The organism is Azospirillum sp. 11R-A (assembly GCF_049472615.1).
In the GTDB taxonomy this organism is placed as follows: domain Bacteria; phylum Pseudomonadota; class Alphaproteobacteria; order Azospirillales; family Azospirillaceae; genus Azospirillum; species Azospirillum palustre.
In genome coordinates this window covers 65,496-77,713 of the sequence record NZ_JBCEBL010000008.1, presented here as the reverse complement: position 1 = coordinate 77,713, position 12,218 = coordinate 65,496, and the positions used below count along the sequence as shown (strand labels likewise).

The 12,218-nt window shown below is 68.2% G+C and carries 10 protein-coding genes; 1 reads left to right on the top strand and 9 read right to left on the bottom strand.

Annotated features, from left to right (window positions below):
- The gene (locus VH569_RS13745) at positions 1 to 954 is read left to right on the top strand and encodes a phosphatidate cytidylyltransferase (RefSeq protein ID WP_423315839.1); all 954 of its coding nucleotides are present in this window, start codon (positions 1 to 3) and stop codon (positions 952 to 954) included.
- Positions 955 to 1,037: 83 nt separating this feature from the next.
- Here VH569_RS13745 and VH569_RS13740 read toward each other — a convergent pair whose 3' ends face one another.
- From VH569_RS13740 to VH569_RS13700, 9 genes are all read right to left on the bottom strand, one after another.
- Complete coding sequence (locus VH569_RS13740; RefSeq protein WP_423315838.1) at positions 1,038 to 2,729, bottom strand: methyl-accepting chemotaxis protein; 1,692 nt, start codon at positions 2,727 to 2,729, stop codon at positions 1,038 to 1,040.
- Between the two features lie 74 nt (positions 2,730 to 2,803).
- Positions 2,804 to 3,019, bottom strand: a complete 216-nt coding sequence (locus VH569_RS13735; protein WP_377805109.1) for a hypothetical protein — start codon at positions 3,017 to 3,019, stop codon at positions 2,804 to 2,806.
- 83 nt (positions 3,020 to 3,102) lie between these two features.
- On the bottom strand, positions 3,103 to 4,278 hold the full coding sequence (locus tag VH569_RS13730) for an acetyl-CoA C-acetyltransferase (RefSeq protein ID WP_423315837.1): 1,176 nt from the start codon (positions 4,276 to 4,278) through the stop codon (positions 3,103 to 3,105).
- Positions 4,279 to 4,385: 107 nt separating this feature from the next.
- Positions 4,386 to 5,759, bottom strand: a complete 1,374-nt coding sequence (locus VH569_RS13725; protein ID WP_423315836.1) for a TIGR00366 family protein — start codon at positions 5,757 to 5,759, stop codon at positions 4,386 to 4,388.
- Positions 5,760 to 5,865: 106 nt separating this feature from the next.
- Positions 5,866 to 6,522: a 3-oxoacid CoA-transferase subunit B gene (locus tag VH569_RS13720; protein WP_423315835.1), complete on the bottom strand. Its 657-nt coding sequence runs from the start codon at positions 6,520 to 6,522 to the stop codon at positions 5,866 to 5,868.
- On the bottom strand, positions 6,515 to 7,177 hold the full coding sequence (locus VH569_RS13715; protein ID WP_423315834.1) for a 3-oxoacid CoA-transferase subunit A: 663 nt from the start codon (positions 7,175 to 7,177) through the stop codon (positions 6,515 to 6,517). The genes VH569_RS13720 and VH569_RS13715 overlap by 8 nt, the downstream gene beginning before the upstream one ends.
- A 392-nt stretch (positions 7,178 to 7,569) precedes the next feature.
- Positions 7,570 to 8,991 (bottom strand): acetoacetate metabolism transcriptional regulator AtoC, encoded by a 1,422-nt coding sequence (atoC, locus tag VH569_RS13710; RefSeq protein WP_423315833.1) that lies wholly within the window; start codon positions 8,989 to 8,991, stop codon positions 7,570 to 7,572.
- Positions 8,988 to 10,850 carry a two-component system sensor histidine kinase AtoS gene (gene atoS / locus VH569_RS13705; RefSeq protein WP_423315832.1) on the bottom strand — a complete coding sequence of 621 codons (1,863 nt, stop codon included), beginning with the start codon at positions 10,848 to 10,850 and terminating at the stop codon, positions 8,988 to 8,990. The genes atoC and atoS overlap by 4 nt, the downstream gene beginning before the upstream one ends.
- A gap of 196 nt (positions 10,851 to 11,046) precedes the next feature.
- The gene (locus VH569_RS13700; RefSeq protein WP_423315831.1) at positions 11,047 to 12,183 is read right to left on the bottom strand and encodes a hypothetical protein; all 1,137 of its coding nucleotides are present in this window, start codon (positions 12,181 to 12,183) and stop codon (positions 11,047 to 11,049) included.
- Positions 12,184 to 12,218: the final 35 nt, after the last annotated feature.

Here is a 12,218-nt window from a genome sequence, read left to right as displayed (position 1 = left end):
ATGACTGTTTTCACGACCACCGAGCCGCTGTTCCTCTGGCTGTCGGGCGCCGCCCTCGGCCTGCTGGTCGTCGCCACCCTGATCGGCGCCGTCCTGGCCTATCGGGTGAAGACGCCGGCCGGCCGCGACACGGTGCGCAACCTGAATGCCCGCATCCGCTCCTGGTGGGTGATGGTGGCGCTGTTCGCCGCGGCGATGCTGCTGGGCAGCGGGGTGACGCTGGTGCTGTTCGCCCTGCTCTCCTATCTGGCGCTGCGCGAGTTCATCACGCTGACGCCAACCCGGCGCGGCGACCATGCCGGGCTGTTCCTGTCCTTCTTCGTGGTCGTGCCGCTGCAATACTGGCTGGTCGGGATCGGCTGGTACGGGCTGTTCTCGATCTTCATCCCGGTCTATGTGTTCATGGCGCTGCCGTCGCTGTCGGTGCTGGGCGCCGACACCACCGACTTCCTGACCCGCACCGCCAAAGCGCAATGGGGCCTGATGCTGGCGGTCTACTGCACCAGCCATGCGCCGGCCCTGCTGTGGCTCGACATCCCCGGCTACAACCTGCCCCCCGCCCTGCTGCTGTTGTATCTGATGACGGTGGCGCAGCTGAGCGACGTCTTCCAGTATGTGTTCGGCAAGCTGTGGGGCAAGACGCGGCTGTCGCCCGGCATCAGCCCGTCCAAGACGGTGGAGGGGCTGGTCGGCGGCGGGCTGACCGCCGTCGCCATCGGCACCGGCCTGCACGTCATCACGCCCTTCTCGCCGCTCCAGGCGGCGGGGATGTCGCTGATCATCGTCATCGCCGGATTCTTCGGCGGCTTCGTCCTGTCGGCGATGAAGCGCGACCTCGGCGTCAAGGATTGGGGCACGATGATCGAGGGGCATGGCGGTGTCCTCGACCGTCTCGATTCCGTGGTGTTCTCCGCGCCGCTGTTCTTCCATCTGACGCGCTACTGGTTCACCTGACCACCAGCGCCGGCAGTCCGGACGCACGAACGCCCCGGCTCCTGCGAACCGGGGCGTTCGTGCAATCACGTAGCGAACAGATTTCAGGCAGCGCGGATTTCCGCCAGGAACGCGTCCAGTTCGCGTTTCAGCAGGGCCGCGTCGGTCGCCAGCGTGTCGGCGGACTGCTTGACCTGACCGGCGGCCACCCCGCTGTCGCGCTCGGCCTTCTGGATGTCGACCACGCTGTGCGAGACCTCGTTGGTGCCGAGGGCGGCCTGCTGGGCGTTGCGGCTGATCTCGTCGGTCGCCGCGCTCTGCTGCTCGACCGAGGCGGCCATCTCGGCGGCCGACTGGTCGATCTGCTCCACCTGGCCGATGATGCCGCGCATCGCCTCCACGGTCCGGTCCGACGCCGCCTTCACCGTGCCGATCTGCTGGCCGATCTGCTCGGTCATCGCATGGGTCTGGCTCGCCAGATTCTTGACTTCGCTGGCGACCACGGCGAATCCCTTGCCCGCCTCACCGGCGCGGGCCGCCTCGATGGTCGCATTCAGCGCCAGCAGATTGGTCTGGGAAGCCACGGCATTGATCGACGCGACGACCTGATCGACCTGCTCGATGGCGGTGGACAGCGCATCCAGATGGCCGCGGGCCTGCTCCGCCCGCTCGGCGGTCACCTTGGAGCGCTGGGCCGCCTGCACCACCCGCCCCGACAGGCCGCGGATCGCCGTCGACATCTCCTCGGCAGCCGACGCGACGGCCTGCACATTGACCGACGCCTGCTCCGACGCCGAGGCCACCGACGTGCAGTCCTGCTCGGCCTTGCGGACCGCGCCGGACAGGTGCGAGGCGGTTTGCTGGAAGCCGCTGGCCGACAGGCCGAGCTGGTCGACGATGCGGCCGACCCGGCTTTCGAACCGGTTCGCCAGATCGACCACCGCCGCCCGCTTTTCCGCGGCGGCCTGGACGGCGGCGCTGCGGCGCTCCTGCTCCATCTGGCGGTTGCGCAGGATGTTCTCCTTGAAGACCTCCAGCGTGCGCGCCATGCCGCCGATCTCGTCCCGCCGCCCGCGTTCGGGCACCTCGGCGTCCAGATCATGGTCGGCAAGGCGCAGCATGACGCCATGCACGCGCGACAGCGGACGCGTCACGCTGCGGGCGACCGCCCAGCCCAGCAGAAGGGCCAGCGCCGACAGCCCGGCGACCACCAGCCCGAACACGGTCATCATGCCGACGAAGGCCGAGCGCAGATCGTCGGTATAGACGCCGGTGCCGATCACCCAGTCCCATGGCTCGAAATGGACCGAGTAGGCCAGCTTCTCATAGGTCGGCCCCTTGGGGTCGTTGGGACGCGGCCATTCGTATGTCACGAACTCCGGCACCGGCGTCAGGGCGCCGCGCACCGCCTCGCGGATGACGTAGACGCCGTTGCGGTCGCGGATCTCGGCACCGCTCTTGCCGATCAGCGCCGGGTTGGCATGCATGACGTTGATGACCTGCGAGGTCCAGATCCACAGATACTCCCCGTCGGCATAGCGCATGGCGCCGATGGCCGTTTTGGCACGCTCCTTGGCGTCCTCCTCGCTCATCGCGCCGTCCTGCGCCAGCTTGTGGAAGCGGGCGGCGATGCTGCCGCCGCTCTCGGCGATGAAGCGGACGCTGTTCATCCGCTGCTCGACCAGCGCACGGTTGACGAAATGGCCGCCGACCGCCGCCACCAGCCCGGCGGCGATGATCGACAGCGACGCGAGGAATCCGATTCGCCACCGCAACGGCAGCTCCGACAAACGCATGATTATGTTTCCCTCTTTCCGGCCCGCTCACCCCGGTCCGATCCCAGGGGCCGCTTCCGGTGGCCGGACCGACGTTACGAGCCGCGGCCCGCACCGGCGACGATGCTGGTCACCGCTTCGACGGTGCCATGGTCTGCGGAATGGACCCGGTTCACCTCGTTGAACGCGGCGATCTGGGCGTGACTGACATGGCTGAAATGTTCCGCCGCCCGCAGGGCGAGGGCCGGCCCGTCAGAGGCGTCGGCGACCGCGATGTGGAGGGTGACGGACACCTCGATAATCTCTGCCATACTACTATCCTTCAAAAGGGTACAAATGGTCGCGGAGCCGCTGCCATCTGAGGGCATCGGCGGCTCCGCATGTCTCGATTGGATCAGGCGTGCTCGACGCAGAGGGCGACGCCCATGCCGCCGCCGATGCACAGGGTGGCGAGGCCCTTGCGGGCGTCGCGCCGGCCCATCTCGTGCAGCAGGCTGACCAGGATGCGAGCCCCCGACGCACCGATGGGATGGCCGAGCGCGATGGCGCCGCCATTCACGTTCACCCGGCTCTCGTCCCATCCCATCCCGGCATTGACCGCCAGCGCCTGCGCCGCGAAAGCCTCGTTCGCCTCGATCAGGTCGAGGTCGTCCACCGACCAGCCGGCCTTCTGCAAGGCCAGCTTCGAGGCCGGGATCGGCCCGGTGCCCATGATGCTGGGATCGACGCCGGCCGTCGCCCAGGAGGCGATGCGCGCCAGCGGAGTCAGCCCGCGCCGGGCGGCGTTCTCCGCCGTCATCAGCACCAGCGCGGCGGCTCCGTCATTGAGACCGGAGGCGTTACCGGCGGTCACCGTGCCGTCCTTGGCGAAGGCCGGGCGCAGCTTGGCCAGCGCCTCCAGCGTGGTGCCGTGCTTCGGGTACTCGTCGCTGTCGACGATGGTGTCTCCCTTGCGGCCCTTGATGGTCACCGGCACGATCTCGTCCTTGAAGCGGCCGGCCTTCTGCGCGGCCTCCGCCTTCTGCTGCGAGGCAACCGCGAATTGGTCCTGCCGTTCGCGGCTGAGATCCCAGGCGCGGGCGACATTCTCGGCGGTGGCGCCCATGTGGTAGTTGTGGAAGGCCTCCCACAGCCCGTCGCGGATCATGCTGTCGAGCATCTCGGCCGTGCCCATCTTGGTGCCGTTGCGCAGATGCATGAGGTGGGGCGACAGGCTCATGTTCTCCTGGCCGCCGACCACCATCACCTCGGCGTCGCCGCAGCGGATCGCCTGCCAGCCGAGCGCCACCGAGCGCAGGCCGGAGCCGCAGACCTGATTGATGCCGAAGGCGGTCTTTTCGACCGGAATGCCGGCCTTGACCGCGGCCTGACGGGCCGGGTTCTGGCCCTGGCCGGCGGTCAGCACCTGGCCCAGCACCACCTCGGACACCTCGGCGGCGTCGGTGTGGGCGCGCGACAGCGCCTCGCGGATGGCGGCGGCGCCGAGTTCATGGGCGGGGACGGACGCCAGCGCGCCGTTGAAGCTGCCGATGGCGGTGCGGACCGCGCTGGCGATGACGATCTCGGTCATGGAGGACTCCTGAGAACGATGTGTCTTGCCGGAATAAGTGTGTCTTGCAGGAAGGAAGGCCGCCGCGTCCGTTCGGTGGAGCGCGGCGGCCGGTTGGTTGCAAACGGTCAGAAGTAGAGGCCGATCAGGAAGATGGGCAGCGTGATGACTAGGGCCGTCGCGCAGTAGCCCATGATGTCGCGCACCCCCAGCCCGGCGATGGCGAGCGCCGGCAGCGCCCAGAAGGGCTGAGCCATGTTCATCCACTCCTCACCGTAGGCGATGGCCATGGCGGCCTTGCCGAGATCGACGCCGAGCTGCTGGGCGGCCGGCATGATGAACGGACCCTGCACCACCCAATGGCCGCCGCCCGACGGGACGGCGAAGTTGATCAGGCCCGACGACAGGAAGGCGAGGACCGGGAAGGTTTCCTTGTTGGCGATGTCGACGAACAGGTTGGTGATCAGACCGCCCAGGCCGGAATGCTCCATCATGATCTGGATGCCGGCGTAGAAGGGGAACTGCACCATGATGCCGGCGGTGCCGCGGGCGGCGTTGGCGACGGCGCGGGCATAGGCCATCGGCGTGCCGTGCAGGATCAGTCCGGCCACCAGCATGATCAGGTTGACCGTGTTGATGTTGAGGTCGAAGCCCTTGGCCTGGAAGTGCAGGAACAGGTAGCCGATGCCGAGTGCGGCGACGACGAAGCCGAGGACGCGGCTCTCCTCCAGCTTTTCAGCCGGGCTGGCGTCGGGGCCGAGGACGCGCTTGGTCGAGGGCTCCGGCTTCAGCAGCGCCGGATCGACCGCCACCACTTCGTTCGCCTTCGGATGCATCATCCAGCAGATCAGCGGCAGGACGACGATCAGCGCCAGCGTGATGCCGACATTGTAGGTGGTGAAGATGGTGTCGGAGATCGGGATCAGGCCGACCGTCTTCTCCATCGGGTTGCCCTTGGTCGCGGCGACCAGCGGAACCGAGGCGGAGAAGCCGCCATGCCACGTCATGAAGCCGATATAGGCCGACGCGATCAGCAGCCGGTAGTCCGATTTCGGGACGCGGCGGGCGACCTCGCGGGCGAACATGGCGCCGACGACGAGGCCGAAGCCCCAGTTCACGACGTTGGTCACCGCGGCGGCGAAGCAGACCAGCATGACGCCTTGGGCCGGCGTCCTGGCGATGGAGGCCACCCGGCCCATGACGTTGCGCACCGGCTCCGAACTGGCGAGTGCATGGCCGGTGACCAGCACCAGCGCCATCTGCATCGAGAAGGCCAGCAGGTTCCAGAAGCCGTTGCCCCACATGCGCACCAGATCGACCGGACTGCTCGGCGTCAGCCACCAAGCGAAGCCGAAGGTCAGCACGGTCAGGATGATGGCGAAGATCAGCGGGTCGGGCAGATAGCGGCTGACCAGCCAGGTCAGGGCACGGGAAATCGGCGTGATCGGGTTGAAGCGGGCGCTGGTCTCCGGCGCCGGCGGGGGGGCTGTGGTGACGCTCATGGCGGGTCTCCGGCACGAGGGGGGCCGTTCCCGCGCCGCCGGCTGCACGGCCGGATGGCGCGGGGAGGACGGCTCCCCGATGCTGACGATGCGTGGATGGCGGCGGTCAGGCGGCGACTGGCATGGTCGGCACGGCGGACGGGACGATCAGCTCGGCCCCGGTCTGGGCCAGCACGTCGGCGACGGTGACGCTGGGCGCGACCTCCCGCAGCACCAGACCCTTGTCCGTCGGCTCGATCACCGCCAGTTCGGTGACGATCAGGTCGACGCGCCGGACCGAGGTCAGCGGCAGTTCGCAGCGCTTGACGATCTTGGGCGTGCCCTTGGCACTGTGCTGCATGGCGACAATCACCCGCTTGGCGCCGGAGACCAGATCCATCGCACCGCCCATGCCGGGCACCATCTTGCCGGGCACCATCCAATTGGCGAGCCGGCCCTCCTCGTCGATCTGGAGGCCGCCCAGCACGGTGACGTCCAGATGCCCACCGCGGATCAGGCCGAAGGACATCGCGCTGTCGAAGGAGGCGGCGCCCGGAACGGCGCCGATGGGGCTGCCGCCGGCATCACTCAGATCCTCGTTCTCCGCCCCCGGTTCGGGGACAGGGGCCATGCCAACGATGCCGTTCTCCGACTGGAAGAAGACGTTGACGCCGGCCGGCAGATGGGCGGCGACCATGGTGGGCAGGCCGATGCCGAGATTCACCAGGTTGCCCGGCCGCAGTTCCAGCGCGACGCGCTTGGCGATCAGGGTTTTCTCATCCATGGCGACGCTCCTTGGCGACCAGGCAGTCGACCAGCACATTCGGGGTGACGACGCTGTCGGGCGGAATGACGCCCACCGGCACGATGTCCTCGGCCTCGGCGATCACCGTTTCGGCGGCCATCGCCATCAGCGGATTGAAGTTGCGCGCCGTCAGCGCGTATTCGAGATTTCCCAGATAATCGGCCCGCTTGGCGGCGATCAGGGCGAAATCGGCCTTCAGCGCCGTCTCCAGCAGATAGACCGTGCCGTCCAGCTCGATGCGCTGCTTGCCCTCCTCGACCACCGTGCCGACGCCGGTGGGGGTCAGCACGCCGCCCAGCCCGAAGCCGCCGGCGCGCACCCGCTCGGCCAGCGTGCCCTGCGGCACCAGCTCGACCATCGTCTCGCCGGCGATCATCTGGCGCTGGGTCTCGGAATTGGTGCCGATGTGGCTGGCGATCACCTTGCGCACCACCTTCGCCGTGACCAGCCGGCCGATCCCCACGGTGGGGCGGGCGGTGTCGTTGGCGATGACCGTCAGGTCGCGCTTGCCCTGGCGGAGCAGTTCATCGATCAGGTGGGGCGGCGTGCCGACCCCCATGAAGCCCCCGATCATCAAAACCGCGCCGTCGGGAATCATGGCGACGGCCTCTTCCAGCTTTCGCACTTTACTCATTCGACGTCTCCCTTGGACGTCGGGGTGCGGCGGATCGATTTCCGCCGGCAGCCCCGCGGGCGCGGAGCCCGCCCCGGGATCCCGGACGGGGATCCTTGAGAGGTGGACCGCGCGCTCATTCTTGGTTTCATAGCGCTGCGATCGGGGGACCCGCGACATCCAGGCCAGTGCCGTGGACCGTCTGAGCCGGCCGATATACCCACACTCTAGCAATGGATGTGCCAATCGCCGGTTCCGGTCTGGATGACGGAGAAATCCAGGATCTGCACTGGAATTCGGCGACCGCTGCCGGTCGGAACCGGGAGAAAGCCGCCCCGGCCGCCCGATCCGGTGCGCAACTTTGTGCGTGCTGCGCAAAAACTTGCGCAGCAGCCCCCCCTTAGACCGTCCGTTCAGGAAATGCCGTATTCCTGAAGTTTATAGAGCAGGGAGCGGCGGCTGATTCCCAGCTGCTGGGCCGTCTTCATCCGGTTGCCGTCGTTGCGGGCCAGCGCGTCGGCCACCACCCGTGCCTCGAAGCGGCTGACCTGTTCGCGCAGGCTGCCGGCGGCGGACGGGGCGGCAGCGCCGTCGCTGTCGGTATCGGTTGCCGGTTCGCTGTCCCCGGCCCGCCCGGCGATCTGCTCCGGCAAATCCTCGGTGACGATCATGGCACCGGTGCTCATCACCACCGCGCGCTCCATTGCATTGGACAGTTCGCGGATGTTGCCCGGCCAGCGGTAGGCCAGCAGGCGCTCCATCGCCTGTTCGTCGATGCCGCTGACATCGATGCGGTTCTCGGCGGCGAAGCGTTGCAGGAAATGGCTGGCGAGCAGGCGGACATCCTCCGGCCGCTCGCGCAGCGGCACCGTCCTGAGGGTCACGACATTCAGCCGGAAATAGAGGTCCTGGCGGAACAGCCCCTGGCGGACCATCTCCTCAAGGTTGCGGTTGGTGGCGACGATGACGCGCACATCCGTACGCACCAGTTCGGCGCCGCCGACCCGCTCGAACTCACGCTCCTGAAGCACGCGCAGCAGCTTCACCTGCAAGCTGGGGGAGATGTCGCCGATCTCGTCGAGGAACAGGGTGCCGTGCTCCGCCTGTTCGAAGCGGCCGCGTCGGCGCGCCTGCGCCCCGGTGAAGGCGCCCCTCTCGTGGCCGAAGAACTCGCTTTCCAGCAGCCCTTCGGGCACCGCGGCGCAGTTGACCTTGACGAAGGGGCCGGCATTGCGCGGGCTGTTGTAGTGGATGGCCGCCGCCACCAGCTCCTTGCCGGTTCCGCTCTCGCCGGTCACCAGCACGGTCGCGTTGCTCTTGGCGACCTTGGCGATGGTCTGGAGAAGCTCGCTCATGCGCGGGCTGGCGGTCAGGATGCGGTCGGTGCGATAGCTGCTCGACAGTTCGCGGTGCAGGGTGGCGATGTCGTCGCGCATCCGGCGCATCTGCAACGCCCGCCCGACCTGAAGCAGGATCTCCGCGATGTCGAAGGGCTTGATGACATAGTCGAAGGCGCCGTCCTTGATCGCCTGGACCGCAGCGCCGACCTCGGCATAGGCGGTCATCAGGATCACCGCGGTGGAGCGGTCGAGCTTGCGGATTTCCGCCAGCGCCTGCAACCCGGTCATCCGCGGCATGCGGACATCCATCAGCACCACGGCATGGCGCTGTGCGGCGAAGGCGGCGACCGCCTCCACCCCGTCGGCGGCGGTGGTCACCGACAGCCCGTCGCGCGTCAGCACCGCGGCGAGCATCTCGCGGATCGCCTCGTCGTCGTCCACCACCAGGACGGCCGGCGCCGAAATGGCCTGCATGGCAGGAAACTGGGTCGTCATGCGTCAACCGCCCGGTTGTGAAGGATGGGAATCCGCAGGGTCACCGTGGTGCCGGCACCCGGCACGCTGGCGATGGCGATGGTTCCATGATGCGCGTCGACGATCCGGTGCGCCATCGCCAGCCCGAGCCCGGTCCCCTGCGGCTTGGTCGAAAAGAAGGGATCGAACACCTTGTCGAGGTTCTCCGGCGCGATTCCCTCGCCGTCGTCGCTCACCGTGATGACGGCCTCGCGGCCATCCGCCGCCATGGCGGTGGCGATGGCGATGCCTCCGGTTTCCGAGGTCGCCTGCACCGCGTTGATGATCAGGTTGAGCATGACCTGCTTCAGCGCCTCGCCGTCGGCTTCGGCCAGGGGCAGGTCGGGGGCGGGATGCAGGGCGATGCGGGCGTTCGACTTGCGCCCGGCCAGCAGGGACACCTCGCGGATCAGATCGTTCAGCTGCACCGGCAGGAAGGCCGGCGGGCGGGGCCGGCCGAACTCCAGCAGTTCGGTGACGAGGCGGTTCAGGCTGTCGACCTGCCGCACGATCAGGGGGGCATAGCGCTGCCACTCGGCGACATCGTCGGAGCTTTCGAGGAACTGCATGAAGCCGCGGATCGAGGTCAGCGGGTTGCGCACCTCGTGGGCGAGGCCGGCGACCAGTTCGCCCAGCGCCGCCAGCCGGTCGGCCCGCATGATCTGGGTGCGGAGCCGCTGCTGCTCGGTCAGATCCTTCAGCACCACCACCGCGCCGATGGCCTCGCCATGGCTGTCGCGCAGCACGCTGCTCGACACCGTGAGATGAAGCGTCTGTCTGGTCCCCGGAAAATCCAGCGCCACGCCGACATGCTGCCGGCCGGTCTTCAGCGTGTCGAGCAGCGGGCTGGCGAAGCGGCCATCCGGCTTGAACAGGGACTCATAGGGCCTGCCGATCACCTCGGTGGCGTTCACCCCGATCATCGCCTCGGCAGCCGGGTTGAGTGCCGTGACCTGCCCGGCCCGATCCACGGCGATCACGCCATCGGCGATGCTGTGCAGGATGTTTTCGGTCAGGGACTTGGCATCCAGCAGGGCGCGGGCCATGGCGTTGACCTCGACCGCGATGGCGCCGACCTCGCCGGGCGGCGGCCGGATCGCGTCGCCAAGGTCGCTCCGCATGCGCAGCAGGCCGTCGATGATCTGGCGGATGTCGCGGCCGACCCCGCGCGTCAGCACCTGCGTCAGCACAAGCCCGAGCAGTATTCCGCCGAGGCTGACGGTCAGGACCGCCCGGTCCATGGCGGCTGCCTGCCGCTCCACATCGTCGGAAAGCTCATTGGCCCAGATATAGCCGATCACGCCGCCGTCGCGAAGGATGGGCAGCATCGCGTTCAGGATGAAGCCGCGCACCTGCCGGCCGCTTTCGAGCGCCTGCTTCCCGCTTTCCAGCACATGCCAGCCCGGATGCTCCGGCGGTATGGTGGTGCCGACCGTCGCGCTGTAGTCCCGGCTGGGCCCATAGGTGATGATGGTGTTGAGCGCTTTGCTGTAATAGCCGACCCCCACGCCGGGATTCGCCCCGGCGATCATGTCGGTGAAGGGGGTCAGCCGGCCCGACAGGACCCGGATGGCGGCATCGCGGTCGCCGGCCGCAACAGCGGCATCGACACCGGCATCGGTCAGCAGGGAATCGAATCCGGGGCCGAGATGAGCGTCCAGCAGGCGCGTCAGGCCGAAGAGCTTCTCCGACTTTTCCCGGACCAGCGCCTGCCGCCCCTCCCGCTCCAGCAGATAGCCGGTCAGCGAGATGGGCAGGACAACCACGGCGAGCGAAACCAGAAGCAGCTTGCCGCGCAGGGTGCTCGGCAGGGAACGGCGGATCCAGTCAAGGTGCCACATGGCGCCCACTCCTTTCACCCGGGCATAGCCTGGAGTGCGATCGGTTCAAGCGGAATCGCTTGAAGCGTGAATCGCACGGGAAACCAAAAGGCTAGAGTCCGCCCGGTTCCGCGGCCATAGCAGATTTGCGGCCGGCTGGGGAAGGAGGAACGCCCGCCTTCCCCAGCCGGCCGCAATGCCGGCCCCGATCCGGTCATCAACCAAGGTTGACGTCGGAGAGCGAAAGCACCGTGCTGTTGTAGATGCCGAGCAGCCGGGCCTCGGTGGCGGCCACCTGTCCATCGCCGTTGGTGTCGACCACCTGGTACAGGCCGGAGCTGGTGCCGTTGTTGGCCAGAACCAGCATGCTTGCACCGGCCGACGAGTTCGTCAGCGTCCCCAGGGCCGTGCGGAAATTGGCGAGGCCGGCGTCCGTCAGGCTGCCGCTGACGACCGAGGTCAGGCTCACCAGCTCGTTGGTCATGCTCGCTCCATTGGTCGCCGCGGTCGCTGTGGTCAGCGAAGCGTCGCCGTTCCGGTCCGCCGTCGTCCGGGCGGCATCGGTCAGCTGCACCTTGTCGGTGCCCGACTGGAAGCTCGACACCGAGACGGAGCCGGTGTTCGTGCCCAGCGCCGAGATGTCGGTGAGGGACGAGTACACCACCGTGTCGGTGCCGCTGCCCGACGCCAGGGCGATGCTGTCGCCCGAACCCGCCTGGAAGCGGATGCCCGAACCGCCGGTCACCGTGATCGCATCGGTGCCCGTGCCGCCGACCAGCGTCTCGACGTTCTGCACCGACATGGTCACGCCGGTGTTGCCCAGCGTGATCACGTCGTTGCCGGTGCCGCCGGTCAGGGTCTCGATGCCACGCAGCAGGACCGTGTTGCCGCCGTCGCCGAGGCTGACGATGTCGGAACCGGCGCCGCCGACCAGGATCTCGATCCCGCTCTCGGCCCGCATGGTSACGCCSGTGTCGCCCAGGATCACCARGTCGCTACCSGCACCRCCGATCATGGTGTCGATGCCGCGGGTGATGACGGTGTTGCCCGCCGCACCCAGGGTCACGACATCCGAGCCGGTGCCGCCAACCAGGAACTCGACGCCCGAGGCCGTCATCGTCACGCCGGCCGAACCGGTGAGGACGATGTCGGTGKYRGCGCCACCGRTCAGGCTGTCGATGCCGCTGACCGTGACCGTGTTCGGGGTGTCGCCCAGGGTGATCGCGTCGTTGCCGGTGCCGCCGGCCAGCGTCTCGATGCCGCGCAGYAGGACGGTCGAACCGCCRTCGCCGAAGCTGACCACGTCCGTGGCCGCACCGCCGATGATGATCTCGATCCCGCTCTCGGCCCGCATGGTSACGCCGGTGTCGCCCAGGAASACCAGRTCGC